The following is a 22,034-nucleotide window of genomic DNA, read 5'->3' on the forward strand; positions in this document are numbered from 1 at the left end:
GTTCGCAAAAAGCCGCAAACTTTACATAAATTCCACATTTTAGGATTTATGCATAAATCCTACTTTACAGGATTTACCTGCAAGACTAGATTAAGCCTCATTGCATCCCGTGCGCATGCACCACTCTCTACCAAGGAGACTCCATGAAACTCGCGAGCTTTATTGTGCAAGGTCGTAGCACCTACGGCGTCGTCGAAGGCGATCAGGTCATTGATCTGGAATCGGTCAAGCCAACCTTCGGCACCGATCTCAAGCAGGCCATCGCCAACAATCGCCTGGGCGAGCTGACCAGCGTCGTTCTGGCGAGCCTGCCGCGCATCCCTCTGACGGAAGTGACTTTCCTGCCCGTCATCCAGAACCCGGGCAAGGTGCTGTGCATTGGCATCAACTACGCCACTCATGTGCGAGAAACCGGTCGTGAGATGCCGACCTACCCGATGATTTTTACCCGCTTCGCCGACAGCCAAACCGCCCACCTGCAACCCATCATTCGCCCAAAGGCCTCGCACAAGCTTGATTTTGAGGGCGAGCTGGCAGTGGTGATCGGTAAAGCGGCGCGTCACGTCAAGCAAGCCGACGCGCTGGACTATGTAGCCGGTTACGCCTGCTACAACGACGGCAGTGTCCGCGACTGGCAGAAGCACACCATTCAGTTCGTACCGGGCAAGAATTTCCCGAACACCGGCGGCTTTGGCCCTTGGCTGGTTACCAGCGATGAAATCGGTGACCCACAGGACCTGGAATTAACCACCCGCCTGAATGGCGAAGTGATGCAGCACACCAGCACCAGCGACATGATTTTCGATGTACGCAAGCTGATCGAATACTGCTCCACCTTCACCGAATTGGCCCCCGGCGACGTCATTGTCAGTGGTACCACCGGTGGCGTCGGCGCGTTCCGTGAGCCGCCGGTATGGATGAAGCCCGGCGATGAAGTCGAGATCGAGATCTCTCGAATCGGCATCCTGCGCAACAGCATCGCTGACGAGCAATAAACCATGACCAAACTGCCCCCATCGGAACAACTGCCAGAACAGGATGCCGACACCAAAGGTTCGAGCCTGGAGCGCATGCTGCGGGTACTCGACCTGTTCACCGAAGAGAGCCCTATCTGGGCTGTCGACGACATGGGCGGTGCATTGGGTTTCACCCGTTCGACTATCTACCGCTACGTGCGCGAACTGGCCGAGGCGAACTTGTTGTTCCAGGTCGAAGCCGGGCGTTACGCGCTCGGTGCCCGGATCATTACCTGGGACCGTCAATTGCGGCTAAGCGACCCCCTGGTGCGCGCCGCACAATCACTGGAGCCGAGCTTCCCACGGTGGAGCGAGCAACAAGTCTGGCTGATCTGCCGGCTGTTCAAGGACCAGGTCGTCTGTATTCATCAGCACGGCGATTTGTTCAGTGAGGTCAGCTATTCCCGCGGTTCACCCAGACCCTTGCTCCTGGGTGCGACCTCCAAGGCGATCCTCGCCAACATGACCTCGCGTCAACACAGTCAGCTATTTCTGGAAAAACCCGACGAGGTGCGCGCCAGCAACCTTGGCCAGACCTGGGAACAGTTTCGCCGTTCGCTGCAGCAATTGCGTCGTCAGGGATATGTTGCCAGCGCAGGCGAGGTCGACGCTGGGGTCTATGGCCTCGCGGCACCGATCTTCGACGGCGATGGCAAGGTCGTCGGCAGCATCAGCTGCGTTCGCCCGATTCAAGAACGTGACAGTGCTCAGGAAGAGGGACAAGGACAGCAGATTCTCGCCCTGGCGCAGGACCTGTCGCAGCGCATGGCTGCGCTCGCCAACCGCCCCAGGCAACTGGACTGAGCCATCCGGAAGGGAATAACAATGACAACCCTCAAAAGTTTCACCACCCAGGTACTGATCATCGGTGCCGGTCCTACCGGACTGACCCTCGCTAACCTGCTTGGCCAGGCCGATGTGGACACCTTGATCATTGACCGCAAGCCCGGCACCGTGACCGAGCCACGGGCCGTTTCGATCGATGACGAGTCTTTGCGCACCATGCAGGCCATCGGCCTGGATGAAGCCGTGTTGCGTGACGTGGTTCCTGGCTACGGCGTGCATTATTTCACTCGGCCCGGCGGCCGCTGCTTTGGCAAAGTCGAGCCTACCGGCAAGTTGTATGGGTTCCCCAAGCGCAATGCATTTCGCCAACCCCTTTTCGAGAGCACCCTGAAGAAAGGCCTCGAACGCTTTGCCAGTCTGAAGGCATGGTTCGGCCATGAGCTGCTGGAATTCAGTCAAGACCACCACGGCGTGCGCGCGCTGATCCGTAACGCCGATGGCGAGATGATAGACGTCAGCGCTGCCTATCTGGTCGCCTGTGACGGCGGCCGTAGCCCGGTGCGCAAGCAACTCGGGATTGAGATGGTCGGGTCGAGCTTCTCCTCGCGCTGGCTGGTGGTCGATACCGATGAAGATGACGACCCGTTCTGGCAAACACGTGTGTATTGCGATGCAAGACGTCCCGTCGTCGAAGTGCCAGGCCCCCACCGTACTCGCCGATTCGAGTTCCTGCTCAAGCCGGATGAAACGGATGAGCAAGTGCTCAGCGAAACTCGCCTGCAGGCGTTACTTCGCCCATTCAAGGGTGACGCCCCGGTTTCCATCGTGCGCAAGACTGTTTACACCTTTCACGCCCGGGTCGCCGAGCGGTGGCAGGTCGAGCGCGTGTTTCTCGCCGGCGACGCCGCGCATCTGACCCCGCCCTATGCCGGACAGGGCATGAACAGTGGTGTTCGCGATGCGCACAATCTGGGCTGGAAGCTGATCGGCGTGCTGAAGGGAAAAATGGCTGAAACCGCCCTGCTGTCTTATGAAAGCGAGCGTCGCGATCATGCGTGGGCATTGATAAAACTGGCCTTGAACCTCGGTGTGGTCATGGCACCGGCGACCGTCCTGCGCGCTCGTATGATAAGCGCTGCATTCGCCCTGATCGGCCTGCTGCCACCGTTGCGGGACTATTTCCTGCAAATGCGCTTCAAGCCTAAACCCCGGTTCACCAAAGGGCTGGTACTCACCGAAGGTGAAGCTGGAAAACTGTCCTGCGGACAGATGTTCCCTCAACCGATGCTCGCCGATTCCCATGGCCACGAACGTCTCCTCGACGAAACCATCGGCGCCGGCTTCGCCTTGATTCAATACGGTGAGCCGACCCGCCAACGTATCGATGAACTCATGCATGACCTCTGGGACCATCTTGAAGCCAAACGCATCCTGATCCTTCCCGAGCACGTCAAGACCATGCCTTCGATTCCTGGCTGCACGGTGCTCCAGGACCGTGAGGGTTTGCTCAAAGGAATACTGGGCGATTCAAACAAGTTTTTGCTGCTGCGCCCTGATCGCTATATCGCCGCCATCTTCGACAGGGCCACGGAGACAAAGGCTGCCGAATCGTTGCAGTCGCTATTGGGCATCGCCACGGCCAGAAACAGCGAAATCGAGGCGGGCATCGCCCCCGTCTTTCACTGAACCTTTCAAGCCACAGAGGTGTTTATGCAAACACTCCAGACTTCCACACCTGCACGCCTGTGCTACCTGCACCTGGCGAGCAAAGAACCGCAACGGCAAATCGATTTCTATCGGCGGATGCTGGATATGGACAGCCTGGCGCAGGCCGATGGCAGCTGGATACTGAGCGGCCCGCAACGCGCCATGCTGGTCTCTCCTACCGACCACTGTGGTCTGCTCGCGGCAGCTTTTGACCTGGGTAATCAGGCTCGACTGGAAGAACTGCGCGTTCGCCTGATCGAGAACGGCTGTGCGGTCGAAGACATTGACTCGCCGTTGCTCGAACCGGGGGCCTTTCTGATCCGTGACCCTCAGGGCCGGGAAACGATATTTGGCGTGGCTCGCGCCGATACCCAGGCCGATCGACCTGGCATGCCCGGCCGCCTGCAGCACGTGGTATTCCAGACCACTGAACTGGAAGCCATGATCGATTTCTACGTCAATACGGTGGGGTTTACCGTCTCGGACAATGTCGTCGATGAGCAGACCGGCCAGCTCATGACGTGTTTCCTGCGCTCGGACGATGAGCATCATACGTTGGCGTTTTTCCGCGGCTCGAAAAACGAATGGGATCACCACTGTTACGAAACCAACGAATGGAATGACATCCGTGACTGGGGTGATCGCTTCGCCAAGGAACGTATCACCCTCTTCTTCGGCCCTGGCCGACATGGACCGGGTAACAATCTTTTTTTCATGGTGGTCGATGCCGATCGCAACCGCCTGGAGTTCTCGGCCGAGCTCGAAGTAACCGATGCCTCCCGCCAACCCGGTGTCTGGCCACAGGAGGAATACACGCTCAACTCCTGGGGACGCGCCTGGATCAGGAGTTGAGCACTTTTCACCTACAGCGTTTGCACCCTCAACTTCCTTGAACGACGCGGCCACCTGCCTGCGAAGGTAAGACTATGACGACTCAACAGCTCGCCCCTTACGCCATCAATGGCGACCAATACATCAACGGCACCTGGTGTGCAGGTCGTTCCTCTCGACGCCTGGATGACCGCAACCCCTTCAATGGCGAACAGCTGCTGGAGATGCCGCTGGCATCGATTGCCGATCTCGATGATGCCTATCAGGCTGCACATCGTGCGCAAACGGCGTGGGCACAGCTGCACCCGACACAGCGCAGCGCACACCTTGAAAAACTGGCGCACGTCATCCAGAACCGCAGCGAAGAAATCATCAACTGGCTCATTCGTGAGTCCGGTAGCACCCGTATCAAGGCGAGCATGGAATGGCAGTTCACGCTGAACCTTGTTCGTGAGTGCGCAGCGCTGCCGATGCAGGTTGAAGGACGGATCCTGACGAGCTACAAGCCCGGCGAACAGAGCTTTGTCTTTCGAGAGCCCCTGGGTGTCGTCGGTGTGATTAGCCCATGGAATTTTCCCTTGTACCTGAGTATGCGTTCGGTAGTGCCCGCACTCGCACTGGGGAATACGGTCGTGCTCAAGCCTGCCAGCGACACGGCCGTGACCGGCGGCCTTCTGATTGCCCATCTGTTCGAAGAGGCAGGCTTCCCGAACGGTTCGCTCAATGTCGTGGTGGGCGCCGGTTCGGAAATTGGCGATGCCTTCGTCGAGCACCCGGTACCGAGCCTGATTTCATTCACCGGTTCCACGGATGTCGGTCGCAATGTCGGCCGCATTGCAACCGGTGGCAAACACATCAAACGCGTGGCGCTGGAGCTGGGCGGCAACGCTCCCCTGGTGGTCCTGGATGATGCGGACATTGAGATAGCGGCCCACGCCGCCGTGGTCGGGCGCTTCCTGCACCAAGGCCAGATCTGCATGAGCGTCAACCGAGTGATCGTCGACCGCTCGCTTTATGCAGACTTCTCGGCGCTGGTGGTGGAGCGCGTGCGCAACCTCAAGACTGGCGACCCCGCCAAGGCCGATACCGTGATCGGGCCGGTGGTCAATCAGAACCAGCTCGATGGCTTGCTGCGTAAGATCGATACGGCCCAGAGCGCCGGCCTGAAACAGCTTTGTGGCGGTCAGGCATCCGGGCTGGTGCTGCCCGCCCATGTATTCGGTGAAGTGGGAGCCGATCAGGAATTGGCACGCGATGAAACGTTCGGGCCTTTGCTGCCGCTGCTGATCGCTGAAAGCGAAGCCCATGCCCTGGCGTTGGCTAACGCCAGCGAGTATGGCCTTTCCAGCGCGGTGTTCACCCGGGACATGGCCCGCGGCTTGAACTTTGCCCGTGGCATTGTGGCGGGAATGACTCATATCAACGACATCACCGTCGATGACCAGCCCAATGCACCCTTCGGTGGTGAAAAGAACTCCGGCCTCGGACGCTTCAATGGTCATTACGCCCTGGATGAGTTCACCCGTGCCCATTGGGTCACCTGGCAGCCCGGAGGCCATCACTACCCTTTCTGATCATTTGCCAACATTGACCCTGCCAGGATTGGGCAAGTTTTGACCCTTTTGCCCAATCAGCAAATAACAATAAAAAAGAGGCGAAAAAATGAACAACTTAGCCTGTGTGTCTACCAATCAGATCGTTCGCTCCGACCGACTGATGAAGTGGAAAGAGTTCATGAGTGATCACCTGGGCCGCACGCCAGAGTATATAAAGCGCCTGGAGTCGACGTTCATCGACCCGTTGCATGACAGCAACTTTCAGGGACGACTGGAGTATGGAGATTTAGGTCAGTTGCGCTTCTGTCGAATGACCGCCAGTGCCCATCGATATTCACGCCATCTGAGCAAGGCGGTCGATTCGCTCGACACCCCGCGCATGTTGATACTGCAGATTGCTGGCGTCAGTCACTTCGAGCAAAGTCAACAAAGCAGCGTATTGGCACCTGACGAAATGCTATTGGTCGACTGTGGCAAACCTTTCAGCGTTACCAGCACGCAAGGCTGCGAACACTTCATCCTGCTGTTCCAGGGGGCGCCCGGACAGCCCGCGCGAACAGGCGATGTGCATCTTAACGGTCGCAATGGACTGGGCCGCATGCTGATGCATTTGATCAGTGATGCTTACAACCAATACCCCTTGCTCAACAGCAACTCGGCCGGGCTGATCGGCGACAGTATCGCCGGGCTTCTGGATAACGTTCTGAAGAACAAACAGGAAGAAAAGCAACTCGAACACGACTTCCGTTTCTTCAAGCAGAACCGCCTTAAAGCCTATATCGAGCGCCACCTGGCCGACCGCGACCTGACCATCGAACGCATCGCCAACGCCGAACAGTGCTCGGTGCGCAGCTTGCATCGAGCGTTCCAGGATGAGCTGGGTTGCAGCGTCAGCGAATACATCTGGCAACGGCGTTTGTCGCGCTGCGCCGAAGATCTGCGCAACCGGGAACATGCCCATCGCTCGCTCACCGAAATTGCCTATGCCTGGGGCTACGGCAGCAGTTCCCATTTCAGCAGGCACTTCAAATCGACGTTCGGCATGTCACCTCGGCTATTCCGTGATACCGCGAACGACATCAGAGTGAAATCGACTGCCGCATAATCAATTCCACCCGCCGCCCATCACCTTGTACAACGTCACCCGGTTGCTCTGTTCGGTCAGACGCAGGGTGATCAGGTCCTGCTGCGCGCTGTAGAGTGAACGCTGGGCGTCCAGGGCTTCGAGATAACTTTGCGAACCGCCACGGTATAGGGCGTCGGACAATTCGAAGCTTTTACGGCTGGCGTCGGTCAACGCTTGCTGGGCCGCGATGCGTCGATCCAATGTGCTGCGCACCGCCAAGGCATCGGCCACTTCCTTGAAGGCGCTCTGCAGCGTTTGCTGGTAGGTCTGCACCTGAATCTCGCGCTCGGTCTTGGCCGAGTCCAGCGTCGCGCGGTTACTGCCGGCATCGAAGATTGGCAGGCTGATGCTCGGGGCAAACGTCCAGGCGCCGCTGCCGGACTTGAACAGACCGGACAGGGCCGAGCTTGAGGAACCGGCATTGGCCGTCAGACTGATGCTCGGAAAGAACGCCGCACGGGCCGCACCGATGTCAATATTGGCCGACTTGAGCGTGTGTTCGGCGGCTAACACATCCGGGCGCCGTTGCAGCAGGCTGGACGGAAGCTCGGCCGGCACCTGAACCAGCGCCGCAGCCGATTCCAGATTCGCGCCTGGCAATAGCTCCTCGGGGATATCGCTGCCGACCAGCAGGCGCAAGGCATTGCGGTCCTGAAGAATCTGGCTTTCATAGACCGCCGCGTCACCCCGGGCCGACTCCACGGTGGTTTGCGCCTGCGCCACTGACAGACCGGAAGAGCCACCCATTGCGTGACTGCGTTGGGTCAATTCGTAGGTCGTCTGCTGACTGCGCAAGGTCTCCTGGGCCAGGTGCAGGCGTTCATTGTCAGCCGCCAGGGTCAACCAGGCCGTGGCCACTTCGGCCACCAGGCTGATCTGCGTGCTACGCCGGGTTTCGGTCAGTGCCAGATAGTCTTCCAGCGCTTCGTCCTGAAGGTTCTGTACTCGCCCGAACACATCCACTTCATAACTGCTCAGGCCCAGTTGCGCACTGTAGTCATGACTGGTGACCGCCGAGCCAGTGTTGGACAACGAGCCGGGCGTGCGGCTGTGAGTGCCGCTGACGCTGGCATCGATCGAAGGCAAAGACTCGGCTCGCTGAATCCGGTATTGAGCCTGGGCCTTCTCGATGTTGAGGCTGGCCAGACGCAGGTCGCGATTGTTGGCCAGGGCCAGGGACTGCAAGCGCGCCAGACGGCTGTCAGTGAAGAACTGCTTCCACTCGATATCGGCGCTTACCTCCCCCTTGGGCGTACGGGCTGCAGGCAGCCATTGTTCAGAGACTGGCGCTTGCGGACGCTCATACTGTGGCGCCAGATTGATACAGCCACCGAGCAGCGCGAAGACGGCCAGCAGTGGCCAGCGAAAGTTGATCATGCATCACCTGACTGGGCGGATTGGACGGAGGTCGAAGCCGTGGAAACACGGCCAAAGCGACGGCGAATCTGTACGAAGAACAACGGTACGAAGAAGATCCCCAGCACCGTGGCGGTGAACATGCCGCCCAGCACGCCGGTGCCGATGGCCTGGCGCCCGGCGGAACCGGCGCCGGAACTCAGGGCCAGAGGCAGCACGCCGAACATGAACGCCAGGGACGTCATGAGAATGGGCCGCAGGCGTTGCCGCACGGCGATCAGCGTCGCCTCCCGCAAGCTGTTGCCCTGCTCTTGCAGGTGCTTGGCGAATTCGACGATCAGAATCGCGTTTTTGGCCGCCAACCCCACGGTGGTCAACAGCCCGACCTGGAAGTACACATCGTTGCTCAAACCACTGAAGCGGGTTGCCAGCACCGCGCCGACCACACCCAACGGCACCACCAGCATCACCGAGAATGGCACCGACCAACTCTCATAAAGCGCGGCCAGGCAGAGGAACACAAACAGCACTGATATCCCGTAAAGCAACGGTGCTTGCGAACCGGAAAGGCGCAACTGATAGGACTGCCCGGTCCACTCGTAACCGATGCCTTCCGGCAATTGCTTGATAATCGCTTCCACAGCATCCATGGCGACCCCGGAACTTACCCCCGGAGCAGAATCGCCGACCACCTCCAGCGATGCGTTGCCGTTGTAGCGTTCCAGCAACGGTGAGCCATAGCTCCACGAACTGCTGGCGAACGAGGAAAAAGGCACCATCTCATTGTTACTGTTGCGCACGAACCAGTGCTCCAGGTCGACCGCCTGCATCCGCGACGAAGCCTGGCCCTGAACGTAGACCTTCTTCACACGCCCCTGGTTGAGGAAGTCATTGACGTAAGTGCCGCCCAACGCCGTGGACAAGGTGGTATTGATGTCGCTGGTGCTCAGGTTCAAGGCCCCGGCCTTGCGATCGTCGATGCTGACCTTGAGCTGCGGGGAGTCGTCCAGGCCATTGCTGCGTACCCCCAGCAGTCGAGGGTCTTTGTTGGCCAGTTCGATAAACTTCTCCCGCGCCACCACCAGCGCATCATGCCCCAGGCCACCGAGATCCTTGAGTTGCAGGTCGAAGCCGGAAGACTGTCCCAGGCCCCGCACAGCCGGTGGTTGCATGACGAACACATTGGCATCGCCAATGCTCGACAGCGCCATGGTCGCCCGCTGGGCTATCGATGCTGCGTCCTGCCCTGCCCCCGACCGCTCGCTCCAGTCCTTGAGCCGGATAAAGGCGCGGGCGGTGTTCTGGCTGTTGCCGTTCATGCCCAGGCCAGAGATGCTGATCAGCGCCTCGACTTCCGGCTGTTCGAGGATGTAGCTTTCGAACTGCTTCACCACTGCTTGTGTGCGGCTGTCCGTGGCCCCCACCGGCAACTGCACCTGAGCCATGAGAATGCCCTGGTCTTCATCAGGCAGGAACGAAGTCGGCAGGCTGAAATAGCCGGCCGCCATCGCCAGCACCACCAGCCCATAGACCAGCAGACTTGCGCGTCCACGCTGAAAAATTGCCCCCACCCATCCTTTATAGACCTCGGCGCCGCGTTCGAAGCTGCGGTTGAACCAGCCGAAGAACCCGCCTTGAGCACCATGCCCCTGAGCATCGGACGGCTTGAGCAGGGTCGCGCATAACGCCGGCGTCAGGGTCATGGCCACCAGCACCGAGAGCACCATGGCCGAAACGATGGTCACCGAAAACTGCCGGTAGATGATCCCCGTAGAACCGCCAAAAAACGCCATGGGAATGAACACGGCACTGAGGACCAGGGCAATGCCGACCAGGGCGCTGGTGATTTCATCCATTGACTGACGCGTGGCGGCCAGGGCCGACAGCCCCTGTTCGCCCATCACCCGTTCGACGTTCTCCACCACCACAATCGCGTCGTCCACCAACAGGCCGATGGCCAGGACCATGGCGAACATGGTCAGGGTGTTGATCGAATAGCCGAACAGCGCCAGTACGCCGAACGTCCCGAGCAGTACCACCGGCACGGTGATCGCCGGGATCAGCGTGGCCCGCAGGTTCTGCAGGAACAGGAACATGATCAGCACCACCAGAACGATGGCCTCCCCCAGGGACTTGACCACTTCTTCGATGGACAGGCTGACAAAGGGTGTCGTGTCGTAAGCGATCACGTTCTTGAGCTGCATTTCCGTCGGGTAGAAAGGCTCCAGTTCCTTGAGTTTGGCCTTCACTGCTTCACCCACGCTCAGGGCATTGGCCCCGGCGGCGAGCTGCACGCCCATGGCGGCGGCGGGTTTTCCGTTGAGGGCAGAACTCACGTCGTAGCTTTCACTGCCCAGCTCGACTCGCGCCACATCCCCCAGCAGCACCACGGCCCCATTGCTGGTGGACTTGACCACGACATTGCGAAACTCTTCGGCGGTTTGCAGTTTGCTGCGGGCACTGATGGTGGCATTCAGTTGCTGCCCGGCCACCGCTGGCAATGCACCGAGCTGGCCGGCGGAGACTTCTGTGTTCTGCGCCTCCAGGGCGCTGCTGATGTCCGATGGCATCAACGCGTACTTTTCCAGCAGGGCCGGGTCCAGCCAGATGCGCATGGCGTAGCCCGAACCGAGAGTCTGCACATCGCCGACGCCATCGATACGGCTGATCTGGTCCAGCAAGGTGCTGGAAATGTAATCGCCGATCTGGGTGCCGGTCACGCTTTCGTTGTCGGAAGCCAGGGCGGCAATCATCAGGAAGTCCGACCCGCCCTTGGTCACGGTCAGGCCTTCGCTCTGTACCGACTGTGGCAGTCTCGACTCAGCCTGTTGCAGCTTGTTCTGCACCTGCATCTGCGCCACATCCGGGTTCGTGCCCGCGGTGAACGTCAGCTTGATACTGGCACTGCCCGCCGAGCTGCTGGAGGCCGACATGTAGGTCAGGTTATCCAGGCCTTTCATCTGCTGCTCGATGACCTGGGTCACCGAGTCTTCCACGGTCTTGGCCGAGGCGCCGGTGTAGGTGGCGGAAATACTAACCGTCGGCGGCGCGATGTCCGGGTACTGTTCCAGGGGCAACTGACTGATCGACAAGGCCCCGGCAAGCATGATGACGATGGCGATGACCCAGGCAAAAATCGGCCGATCAATAAAGAAACGCGCCATGCTCAGCCCTCCTGCGCAATGGCGACAGGTGCCGATTTCGGCGTGCGGCTGCGAGTGCCGGGGTTCTGCGCCACCACTGATTCACCGACTCGGACTTTCTGCCCGCCCTCGACAATTACCTGGTCACCCGCCTTCAGACCCGCCGCGACCCACCACTGATTGTCCACGGCGCGGTCGATGGTCAGCACGCGCTGCTCGACCTTGCCATTGACCACCACCAGCACCGAGGTCATGCCACTGGCACTGCGGTTCACCGCCTGTTGCGGAATCAATATCGCCTGATCGTCCCGAGCCTGTTCCAGCACCGCCCGCACGTACATACCCGGCAGCAATAGACGTTCCGGGTTGGCTATTTCAGCCCGCAAGGTCACGGTGCCGGTGCCCTCATTGACGCTGACCCCGCTGAACTTCAAACGCCCTTCATGGGCGTAAGTGCTGCCGTCATCGAGCTTGAGACTGATCCGTGCTTCGCCTTCGCCGTTGCTTTGCAGCACGCCGCTGGCCAGGTCGCGCTTGAGGCGCAACAGCTCGGTGGTCGATTGGGTGACGTCAACGTAGATCGGGTCCAACTGCTGCACCGTGGTCAGCGCACTGTCCTGATTGGCCACCACCAGTGCACCGGGGGTGACCGTCGAGGTTTCGATGCGCCCGCTGACGGGTGAGCTGATGCGGGTATATGCCAGGTTGATGCGCGCGGTATCCACGCCGGCCTGCGCCACTTGCAGTTCGGCTTCGGCGGTCAGCAGACTGGCCTGGGCATCCTCGTTGTCCTGCTGGCTGATGGCATCGATCTTCGCCAACTGTGCATCGCGCTTGGCCGTGGCCTGGGCCGACTTCAACGTGGCGCGCGCCTTGGCCAGGGTCGCCTGTGCTTCAGCCAACGCAGCCTTGTAAGAGGACGCGTCCAGCTGATACAGCGCCTGCCCGGCCTTGACCTCGGCACCTTCGACAAACAGCCGCTGCTGGACGATACCGCCGACCTGCGGGCGGATCTCGGCGACCATGAACGCTTGAGTGCGCCCGGCCAGCTCTGTGGTCAGCGCCTGGCTTTTGGGCTGCACCGTGATCACTGACACCTTGGGCGGTTCGATCACGGGCGCGGATTCGCCGGGGGAGCAACCGCTCAACACGAGCAGAACAATCAAGGACAGTAGAACGGCGGCGGTCACCAGGGATTTGGCGAATAGTTTGGTCGACATAAATGCCTCTGCAAGACGGGATGGAGCAAGTCAGGCGCCATACTGCGAGGCAAATGTGCAGGAAAATTGAAGATTGCCCGCCGCCCTTGAATCTTCGTCGCGCCAAGGCCTAAATGGGCGTGCCATTCACCGACCTGCCCGAGCCCATGAAACTGAGCATTTCCACCAAGCTGTTTATCGCCGTACTGGCCAGCGTGCTGTTTGTCATTTTGAGCATGGGGTTGGCCAACGGCTGGAGCTTTGGCAAAGGTTTTCTCGACTACCTCAACGAACAGGCCCTGGTGCGCATGACGCCGGTGCTGCCGCGCCTGGCCAGCGCCTACGAGCGCGAAGGCAGCTGGGAATTCCTGCGCAACCAGCCGGATCGCTGGTTCGAGCTCATGCGTCCGGAGCCAGGCGAAAACCATTCCGGCCCACAGCTGCCCACTCTGCCCACTTCCGACCTGACTGGAGCGGTATTTCGCATCGCCCTGCTGGACCAGCAAAAGCAACTCGTCATGGGCTACTCGGCGATTGCCGACGATGCCCTGATGCGCCCTATCGAGGTCGCCGGTAAAACCGTCGGCTGGCTGGCGGTGACACCGTTCCAGAACGTGACCGAAGCCGGTGGCGAACGCTTTCGTCTGTACCTGTTGCGCACCAGTCTGGCCGTGGGCGTGCTTTCGTTGTTGCTGGCGATGCTGATCGCCTGGTGGATCGCCCGCACCCTGCTTGACCCGGTCAAGCGGGTGGCCGCCGCCACGCACCGATTGGCCGCCGGGGAATACAGCAACCGGGTGTCGGTGTCCTCCAATGACGAAGTCGGTCAACTGGCCCGTGACTTCAATCAGCTGGCATATACGCTGGAACGAAACGAAAAAATGCGCCGGGAGTTCATGGCCGATGTTTCCCATGAACTGCGCACCCCGCTGTCGGTGTTGCGTGGTGAACTGGAGGCCATCGAGGACGGTGTGCGCACCCTCGATCAATCCTCAATGAAATCGCTGCAAGGCGAAGTCAGCATGCTCAGCAAACTGGTGGATGATCTGTATGAACTGTCCCTGGCCGATGTGGGCGCACTGACTTACCGCAAGAGCGAATGCGATCTCAACGAGCTGCTGGACGGTTGCGTGGCGATGTTCCAGGAACGCTGCAATGCGCGGCATCTGCGTCTGGAGCTGGAGCTGCCTACCCCGCCGCCAAGGGTGGAGGCCGACCCCAAACGCTTGCAGCAACTGTTCGCCAATCTGCTGGAAAACGCCGTGCGCTATACCGATGAAGGCGGCATGCTGCGCATTCGTGCGGCCAGCGATGGCGACGTCGTACGCATCGACTTCCAGGATTCCGGCCCCGGGGTCAACGCGGATCAGTTGCCGCGGCTGTTCGAGCGTTTTTACCGCGGCGAAACTTCACGCAATCGCGCCAGTGGTGGCGCCGGTCTGGGGTTAGCCATCTGTCACAGCATCGCCCTGGCCCACGGTGGCAGCCTCAGTGCCGATCACTCTCCTTTGGGTGGCCTTTGGCTGACCCTGCGCCTGCCACGGAACGCCTGAACCATGGTCAACGACAGCCCGATTCTCATCGTCGAAGACGAACCCAAACTGGCCGCGTTGATGCGCGACTACTTGATCGCCGCGGGCTATACGACCCAATGCCTGGACAACGGGCTGGCGGTGGTGCCGGCAGTACGGGCCAGTGAGCCGCGACTGGTCCTTCTCGACCTGATGCTGCCTGGGTGTGATGGACTGCAAGTGTGTAAGGAACTGCGCAGCTTCAGTGCCGTGCCTATCATCATGATCACCGCCCGGGTCGAAGAAGTGGATCGCCTGCTCGGGCTGGATCTGGGCGCCGACGACTATATCTGCAAACCCTTCAGCCCCCGCGAAGTGGTGGCCAGGGTCAAAGCCATTCTGCGGCGCAGCCCGCATTTTCTGTCGTCTGCTGCTGCGCGTCTGCACATTGACGAAGAGCAGTACCTGGCGTCCCTCGACGGCATCGCACTGGACCTGACACCCTTGGAACTGCGCCTGCTCAGCACCCTCGCCCGCTCTCCGGGACGCGTGTTTTCCCGGGATCAGTTACTCGACAGGATCTATTCCGATCACCGGGTGGTCACCGACCGCACGGTCGACAGCCATATCCGTAATCTGCGACGCAAGCTCGAACAGGCCTGCCCGGGAGAGCATCCGATCGAGTCGTTGTATGGGGTAGGCTATCGGTTTCAGCTCGCCGACACCTGAGCGTCGTCGAGATGGACGTTATTGATCCGCCGCATAGATGACGGTTTGCGCGCTGTCGGATGCAGCAAGGCGGCGGGTGAAGTAGGTGTCGCCTTCATCTGTCTGAATCTCGTAGTCGACCTTGCTGGCGACACGGCCCGATGCATCGGCATGCTTGATGATTTTCAGCACCCGCTGAAACTTCACGCTCTGAGTACCGTTATGGGCCGGCCCCGTAAGCACATTGACCGTTTGAAACCAGCCTTCATTCTTTTTGTTCGACACGAGGGTGCCGGTCAGTGCCTCAAAGCGCTCCAGACGGGTAAAACCCCAGAGTGTCTGTTCCTCGACGGCTTTGCCTTGGGCGGTGGAACCCGTGAATACAAACAGATTAATGGCCGGATTGTCTTCGCAAAAGAAGTCATAGGGCACAAGCCCGTCGACCATTTTCTTGCCGGGAACGAAACCCTTTTTATGAACCAGAAACATGACCACCTCCACGCTAAAACATCAGCAACCGCTGAGTAAGTTTGAGCGGAAAGTCTACTGAGGCGGGGCGTACAGGGCCGTCAAGCCAATGTAATATCGTGTAAAGATCACGCCCGATGGGGCAAGCTGATTTCCACAGTCAACCCACCGGACGACTCGTTGCGCGCCATAATCGTGCCGCCGTGTATCTCCACAGCCCTTGAAGCGATCGCCAGGCCCAGCCCGAAACCGGCACTGGTCTCGTTCAGGCCGCGCTCGAACGGATGGAAAATGTCCTGCAGTCGCTCGTTTTCAACACCCGGCCCCCGATCGGTAATCTGCACCGTCAGGTAGTCTGCGTCGAGATTGACCTGCGCCACGACAGCAACAGCCGTGCTCAGCCTGGTATAGCGCACCGCGTTTCGAATGACGTTCTCGAAACACCGATACAGCAGTTCGCCGCTGGCACGACTGACAAAGGCCGGACACGCCTGCAGGCTCACCCGGCAACCTTTCATTTGCGCCTCGAATTGAGCGTCCTCGACGATCACCGACAGCAACTCGACGATATCGATTGGCTCGCACTCGATACTCTCGGGCCGACCCTGCATGCGCGCCAGGGTCAACAACGCCTCGATCAGCGTGTCCATGCGCACCGACTCGCGATCGATGCGCTCCACCATTTCCAGGCGTGCAGGATCTTGCTGCAACAGCCCGATGGCCGCTTGCATGCGCGTCAACGGTGAACGCAGTTCGTGAGAAATGTCGTGCAGCAGATGTTGCTGAGCCTCCACCAGCAGCTTCAACTGGTTGGCCATTCGATCGCAATCCTCGGCCAGATCAACGATTTCATCACGGCGTCGCCCCATCATCGGCTTGACCCGGGTTTCGAAACGCCCCTGGGCCACGTCGCTCATGGCCCGCCGAAGATAGGCCAACGGCCATGCCAGGTAGTACGCCAGATACCCGCTGAACAGCGCACTCATCACCGTGCCGATGAACAACGGAATCGAGCGCCCCGGCCCCCTGTCACCTTCTTTGCCAAGGGCATGTGTAGACCTGAGCGACAGCGCAATACCGTCCTTGCTGATGACCGATCGCTCATAAGCCGGTTGTGGAACCGGCGACCCCGCCACTAGCTGGCCTGCACTGTCATACACGCCAATGGCCTGGTCTCCGGGGTGCTCCCACACCGTCAGCAGCTGCCGGCCCGACTCGACACCAAACTGGCGCAGCAGCTGTTCTTCGCTGGCAAGGATCGCTTCCAGATGAGGATCACCGGGCCTGAAACTGCCCAGCACCAGAACGCCCAACCCGACAAAAAACGTCAGGCTGGTGGCGAGCCAAAACGCCAGGAACAGTTTCCAGAACAGTCGGCTGGGTTTCATCATTCGGCGATCAACAGGTAACCGAGGCCACGCACGCTCTGAATCCAGGCTTTGGCGTCGGGGCGCGGTCCCAGCTTCTGGCGAATGCTGCTGATGTGCACGTCAATACGCCGGTCGTAGCGAGTCAAGGGACACCCCAAGGCATTGAGCGACAGATCCTGTTTGCTCACCACCTGCCCGGCACAACGGGCCAGTTCTTCGAGCAAGCTGAACTCGGTACTGGTCACCCCCAGCTCGCGCCCCTGCCAGAGGGCCTGACGCTTGCCGGGCCACAAGACCAGCGGGCCGGTCCTGATCACTTCTGTGGTTGGCTGATCCACCGGCTGCACCCTGCGCATGATTGCCCGCAAACGTGCCACCAATTCCCCCGGTGAGCTGGGCTTGGGCACATAATCATCGGCGCCCAGTTCCAGGCCGGTGATCTTGTCTATGTTGTCGCCTCGGGCGGTGAGCAACACTACTGGCACCTGGCTCACGGCCCGAATGCGCCTGAGCACCTCGATACCCGACAGCCGCGGCAGCATCACGTCCAGCACCACGATGCTGTAGCGCCCGGACAGCGCCTGGACCTCACCCTCCTCGCCCGTGTGCACTGCTGTCACCTCAAAGCCTTCACGCTCCAGGTATTGGCTGAGCATTCCAGTCAGTTCCTGGTCATCGTCGACTAGCAATACGGAGATCATGGGGAGCTCTTGAGTGTGTGTCCACGCATTATCGCCCTTGCACTGCACACCGTCATCGCCCCGGGGCGAACCTTTACCTAACTTGACACTTGGTTAACCGCACCAAACGCACCGAGCTTTTATGCTTCACCTCCACCAGCCTGCTCGCTCCGCGGACTCGTCTTACTGTGAGATATCCGCGCCCGCCTACGCTGCTTGTCGATGTGTTCTGGATAAGATCTTGATGAATTTTTCGCGCCTGCTCTGCTCGGCTGCACTGCTACTCAATGCCACACTGGTGCATGCTCAAGGCTTCAAAATTTCCGATATTCGCATCAACGGCCTTCAGCGGGTTTCCGCCGGGAGTGTGTTCGGTGCCTTGCCATTGAACGTCGGTGATGACGCCGATGAGCGCCGCTTGGTGGAGTCCACCCGTGCGCTATTCAAGACCGGTTTCTTTCAAGATATCCAACTGGGGCATGAGGGTGATGTCCTGGTCATCACTGTAGTCGAGCGGCCCTCGGTCGCCAGTATCGAGATCGAAGGCAACAAGGCGATCTCCACTGAAGACCTGATGAAGGGCCTCAAGCAATCCGGTCTGGCCGAAGGCGAAATCTTCCAGCGCGCCACCCTCGAAGGTGTGCGTAATGAGCTGCAGCGGCAATACGTCGCTCAGGGTCGCTACTCGGCGTCGGTCGATGCCGAGGTGATCGCGCAACCGCGCAATCGTGTGGGCCTGAAAATCAAGATAGACGAAGGCGCCGTTGCGGCCATCCAGCACATCAACGTGGTGGGCAATACCGTTTTCACCGAAGAACAATTGACCGATCAATTCACCCTCAAGACCAGCAACTGGCTGTCGTTCTTCAAGAACGATGACAAGTACGCCCGTGAAAAACTCTCCGGTGACCTGGAGCGTCTGCGTTCCTACTATCTGGATCGCGGCTATATCAATATGGATATCGCTTCGACCCAGGTGTCCATCACCCCGGACAAGAAACACGTCTATATCACCGTCAACATCAATGAAGGCGAGAAGTACACCGTTCGTGACGTCAAGCTCAGCGGTGACCTGAAAGTCCCTGAAGACCAGGTCAAGTCCCTGCTGCTGGTTCAGAAAGGCCAGGTGTTCTCGCGCAAGCTGATGACCACTACGTCCGAACTGATCACCCGTCGCCTGGGTAACGAGGGTTACACCTTCGCCAACGTCAACGGCGTACCGACCCCGCACAATGATGACCACACCGTAGACATCACGTTCGCCGTGGATCCGGGCAAGCGTGCCTACGTGAACCGCATCAACTTCCGGGGCAACACCAAGACCGACGACAAGGTACTGCGCCGTGAGATGCGTCAGATGGAAGGTGGCTGGGCTTCGACCAACCTGATCGACCAGTCCAAGACGCGCCTGGAACGTCTGGGCTTCTTCAAGGAAGTCAACGTCGAGACGCCGGCCGTGCCGGGCGTCGATGACCAGATCGATGTGAACTACGGCGTCGAAGAACAGGCGTCCGGTTCGATCACCGCCAGCGTCGGTTTTGCCCAGAGCTCAGGTCTTATCCTCGGTGGTTCGATTACCCAGAACAACTTCCTGGGCACGGGTAATTACGCCAGCCTGGGCCTTACCCGCTCGGGATATCAAAACAAGTACAATTTCGGTTTTACCAACCCCTACTTCACGCCGGACGGCGTGAGCCTGGGCTACAACCTGTTCTACAACGCCACCGACTACAACGATTATTACGATGACGGTGTTTCGTACTATTCCATCAATAGCTATGGCGCCGGCACCACCATCGGTTACCCGATCAATGAAACCTCACGGCTGAATTTCGGCCTGACTGTGCAACATGACAGCATCGATCCAGGCACCTACAGCGCCGATGAGATCTACGACTTTATCGAACGTGAGGGCAAGGAGTTCACCAACTTCAAGGCCAATCTCGGCTGGTCGGAATCGACCCTGAACCGCAGCGTGCTGGCCACCCGCGGACATTCGCAAAACCTGAACCTGACGGTGACGGTACCCGGCAGTGACCTGAGTTTCTACAAGATCGATTACACGGGACAGACCTTCCTGCCGGTCAGCGACGCCACCTCGCTGCGGTTCCATACCAAGCTCGGCTATGGCAACAGCTATGGCTCAACAGACGGTCTGCCGTTCTATGAAAACTACACCGCCGGTGGCGAGGGCTCGGTGCGCGGCTTTGAAAGCGGCACCCTCGGCCCGCGCAACACCCCGGCCACTGGCACGTATGCCAGTGCCGGACAGACGTATTATTCCGATCGGGACACCGAAGCACTGGGCGGCAACATCCTCATCACCGGCGGCGTGGAATACCTGTTTCCGTTGCCCTTTATCAAAGACAATAAATCCCTGCGCACCTCAATTTTCTGGGACGTCGGTAGCGTCTACTCAAACAAGTGCTACCTGAGCACCACCCAGGCTTGCGACGGTGTCGACCTCAACCAGATGGCCAGTTCCGTGGGTGTTGGCGTCACTTGGTACAGCCCATTGGGTCCCTTGAGCGTCAACCTGGCGTTTCCGGTTCAAACGCCTGATAACGCGGATACGCAAGTGTTTCAGTTCTCTATGGGGCAGACGTTTTGATCAGGTAAGTGAAGGTATGAGAAAGCGCCAACCCTGGCGTAATACTGTTCACTTAAGAGAGTCTTGAGTCAGTGAGAAACTTGTGCCGAGGGAGCTTGCTCCCGCTTGAGTGCGTAGCACTCACAAAAATCGGCAATGGTTGTCAGATTTTCGGGGCCGCTACGCAGCCCGGCGCGAGCAAGCTCGCTCGCCACAAAGGTCAGCATGACTGAAGAGTCTCGCCTGAATGAACAGCATTACAACTTTGGCGAGCTTGATTGATCGGTAGTACGAGTAGTCAGGGTTGACGTAGCATCCACCGCGCCTTTCACCCCAATTCGCTTTCCCGAATCAGCTTCTTATCAATCTTCCCAACGCTGGTTTTAGGAATCTGCGCGACGAACTTGAACTGCTTGGGGATCGCCCATTTGTTGATGCGGCCACGCTCGACAAATCCTTGCAGATGCACCTCCAGGATCTTGCGGTCGAGATATTGCCCAGGCTCGCACACCACCAGCGCCATCGGCCGTTCACCCCATTGCTCATCGGCAATGCCCACGACCGCGACCGACATCACCGCCGCGTGTTCGCTGATCAGGCTTTCCAGTTCCAGGGAGCTGATCCACTCCCCTCCCGTCTTGATGACATCCTTGATTCGATCTTTGATTTCCACTCCTCCCAAGGCGTCGATAGAGGCCAGATCGCCGGTGTGCATCCAGCCGTTGTGCCACAACTCGGCGCCCTTTTCGGGCTCCTTCAAATAGCCTTGGGTCAGCCAGGGTGCGCGCACCACGATCTCGCCCAGAGACTCGCCGTCATGGGCAACGTCATTGCCATTGGCATCGATGATTTTCAGGTCGACCATCGGCACCGGCGTGCCAGTCTTGATGCGGGTGGCCAGTTGGGCTTGCGTGGATTGTTCGAGGTCTTCATCACGCAGGTACGTCAGGCACAGCAATGGGCATGTTTCCGACATGCCGTAACCGCTGTGCACCTGAATACCTTGGGCGCTCGCTTCGCTGGCAATTCCCAGCGTCAGTGCGCTGCCACCCAAGAGCATTTTCCAGCCATCGAAACGGGTCTGTCCCGCTTCCTCGCAGCTCAAGATCATCTGCAGAATGGTCGGCACGCAGTGGGAAAAAGTGACCTTTTCCTCACGATACAGCCTGACCAGGCTGTTGGGTTCGTAGCGGCCGGGGTACACCTGCTTGAGCCCCATCAGGGTGGCGACATAAGGCACACCCCAGGCATGCACGTGAAACATCGGGGTGATGGGCATGTACACATCATCGGAACGCAGCAACGGCAGGCCTTGATAGACGCCCAAAGTGCCCACGGCATTCAAGGTGTGCAGGACCAATTGGCGGTGGGTGAAATACACGCCTTTAGGGTCGCCAGTGGTGCCCGTGGTGTAGAAAAGGGTCGCCACCGAGTTTTCATCGAAATCGGGAAAGTCGTACTGGTCTGCGGCCCTGGACAATACGTTTTCATATTCCCCCAGCACCGGTAACCACGTATCGATTGCTGTGTCGTCCGTGAGCTGCAGGTAACCTTTGACGGTTTCAAGCCGCCCCTGAATCTGTTCAACCAGCGGCAGGAAATCATCATGCACCAGCACCAGATCGTCCTCGGCATGGTTCATGGTGAAGAGCACCTGATCCGGCGAAAGACGAATGTTCACGGTATGCAGCACCGCGCCGATCATCGGTACCGCAAAGAAGCATTCCAGGTAGCGATGGCTGTCCCAGTCGAGCAAGGCCACGGTATCACCGGCCTTGACGCCGGCAGCGGTCAAGGCGTTGGCCAGCCTGCGGATCCGCTGGTTGAGGGTCTGGTAGCTGTAGCGCAGTTTGTCGGCGTAGACGATTTCCCGGCCCGGTTCGTAGCGCACGCCAGACAGCAACAATTGCTTGATCAGCAAGGGATAGGCATAGGCGCCATCGGCGGGCGGAATTATTTTTGTCGCCATCATGGTTGGGTTCCTTGT

16 protein-coding genes are annotated in these 22,034 nt (G+C 59.3%); 9 read left to right on the forward strand and 7 right to left on the reverse strand.

From position 1 onward, the window contains the following. Positions 1 to 143: 143 nt before the first annotated feature. The 6 genes from KGB18_RS23955 to KGB18_RS23980 all read left to right on the forward strand — a co-directional run bounded on the left by KGB18_RS23955 (position 144) and on the right by KGB18_RS23980 (position 7,001). Entirely contained in the window at positions 144 to 995 is an 852-nt protein-coding gene (locus KGB18_RS23955) for a fumarylacetoacetate hydrolase family protein (RefSeq protein ID WP_223570574.1), read from the forward strand. Positions 996 to 998: 3 nt separating this feature from the next. Next, positions 999 to 1,820, forward strand: coding sequence for an IclR family transcriptional regulator (locus KGB18_RS23960; protein WP_223570575.1), 822 nt, complete (start codon positions 999 to 1,001; stop codon positions 1,818 to 1,820). Positions 1,821 to 1,841: 21 nt separating this feature from the next. Continuing rightward, positions 1,842 to 3,488: a bifunctional 3-(3-hydroxy-phenyl)propionate/3-hydroxycinnamic acid hydroxylase gene (locus tag KGB18_RS23965; RefSeq protein WP_223570576.1), complete on the forward strand. Its 1,647-nt coding sequence runs from the start codon at positions 1,842 to 1,844 to the stop codon at positions 3,486 to 3,488. A 24-nt stretch (positions 3,489 to 3,512) separates the two neighbouring features. Continuing rightward, the gene (locus tag KGB18_RS23970) at positions 3,513 to 4,361 is read left to right on the forward strand and encodes a VOC family protein (RefSeq protein ID WP_223570577.1); all 849 of its coding nucleotides are present in this window, start codon (positions 3,513 to 3,515) and stop codon (positions 4,359 to 4,361) included. A 74-nt stretch (positions 4,362 to 4,435) separates the two neighbouring features. Next, entirely contained in the window at positions 4,436 to 5,914 is a 1,479-nt protein-coding gene (locus KGB18_RS23975; RefSeq protein ID WP_223570578.1) for an aldehyde dehydrogenase family protein, read from the forward strand. Positions 5,915 to 6,002: 88 nt separating this feature from the next. Then, positions 6,003 to 7,001: a helix-turn-helix domain-containing protein gene (locus KGB18_RS23980; protein ID WP_223570579.1), complete on the forward strand. Its 999-nt coding sequence runs from the start codon at positions 6,003 to 6,005 to the stop codon at positions 6,999 to 7,001. On the opposite strand, the gene KGB18_RS23985 is transcribed toward KGB18_RS23980, so the two are convergent. Genes KGB18_RS23985 through KGB18_RS23995 form a run of 3 tightly spaced genes read right to left on the reverse strand, consistent with a single transcriptional unit; the run spans position 7,002 to position 12,741 of the window. Further along, positions 7,002 to 8,399, reverse strand: coding sequence for an efflux transporter outer membrane subunit (locus KGB18_RS23985; protein WP_223570580.1), 1,398 nt, complete (start codon positions 8,397 to 8,399; stop codon positions 7,002 to 7,004). After that, positions 8,396 to 11,542: an efflux RND transporter permease subunit gene (locus tag KGB18_RS23990; protein WP_223570581.1), complete on the reverse strand. Its 3,147-nt coding sequence runs from the start codon at positions 11,540 to 11,542 to the stop codon at positions 8,396 to 8,398. The genes KGB18_RS23985 and KGB18_RS23990 overlap by 4 nt, the downstream gene beginning before the upstream one ends. Positions 11,543 to 11,544: 2 nt before the next feature. Continuing rightward, complete coding sequence (locus tag KGB18_RS23995; RefSeq protein WP_052965316.1) at positions 11,545 to 12,741, reverse strand: efflux RND transporter periplasmic adaptor subunit; 1,197 nt, start codon at positions 12,739 to 12,741, stop codon at positions 11,545 to 11,547. Between the two features lie 113 nt (positions 12,742 to 12,854). Between KGB18_RS23995 and baeS the strand changes: the two genes are divergently transcribed. Both baeS and KGB18_RS24005 read left to right on the forward strand, forming a co-directional pair. Beyond that, positions 12,855 to 14,273, forward strand: a complete 1,419-nt coding sequence (gene baeS, locus KGB18_RS24000; RefSeq protein ID WP_052965317.1) for a sensor histidine kinase efflux regulator BaeS — start codon at positions 12,855 to 12,857, stop codon at positions 14,271 to 14,273. A 3-nt stretch (positions 14,274 to 14,276) separates the two neighbouring features. Next, positions 14,277 to 14,960: a response regulator gene (locus KGB18_RS24005; RefSeq protein WP_052965318.1), complete on the forward strand. Its 684-nt coding sequence runs from the start codon at positions 14,277 to 14,279 to the stop codon at positions 14,958 to 14,960. Positions 14,961 to 14,978: 18 nt separating this feature from the next. Here KGB18_RS24005 and KGB18_RS24010 read toward each other — a convergent pair whose 3' ends face one another. The 3 genes from KGB18_RS24010 to KGB18_RS24020 form a co-directional block, all read right to left on the reverse strand. Further along, positions 14,979 to 15,428, reverse strand: coding sequence for a hypothetical protein (locus tag KGB18_RS24010; protein ID WP_052965319.1), 450 nt, complete (start codon positions 15,426 to 15,428; stop codon positions 14,979 to 14,981). Positions 15,429 to 15,535: 107 nt separating this feature from the next. After that, the gene (locus KGB18_RS24015) at positions 15,536 to 16,798 is read right to left on the reverse strand and encodes an ATP-binding protein (protein ID WP_223570582.1); all 1,263 of its coding nucleotides are present in this window, start codon (positions 16,796 to 16,798) and stop codon (positions 15,536 to 15,538) included. Beyond that, entirely contained in the window at positions 16,795 to 17,478 is a 684-nt protein-coding gene (locus KGB18_RS24020; RefSeq protein ID WP_052965321.1) for a response regulator transcription factor, read from the reverse strand. The genes KGB18_RS24015 and KGB18_RS24020 overlap by 4 nt, the downstream gene beginning before the upstream one ends. 223 nt (positions 17,479 to 17,701) lie before the next feature. Between KGB18_RS24020 and bamA the strand changes: the two genes are divergently transcribed. Beyond that, positions 17,702 to 20,068 (forward strand): outer membrane protein assembly factor BamA, encoded by a 2,367-nt coding sequence (bamA, locus tag KGB18_RS24025; RefSeq protein ID WP_223570583.1) that lies wholly within the window; start codon positions 17,702 to 17,704, stop codon positions 20,066 to 20,068. Positions 20,069 to 20,375: 307 nt separating this feature from the next. Here the strand turns inward: bamA and KGB18_RS24030 are convergent, their stop codons facing one another. Further along, entirely contained in the window at positions 20,376 to 22,019 is a 1,644-nt protein-coding gene (locus KGB18_RS24030; protein WP_223570584.1) for a fatty acid--CoA ligase, read from the reverse strand. Positions 22,020 to 22,034 lie beyond the last annotated feature (15 nt).

This window comes from Pseudomonas sp. BF-R-26, from assembly GCF_019947395.1.
GTDB classification, from domain to species: Bacteria; Pseudomonadota; Gammaproteobacteria; order Pseudomonadales; family Pseudomonadaceae; genus Aquipseudomonas; species Aquipseudomonas farris.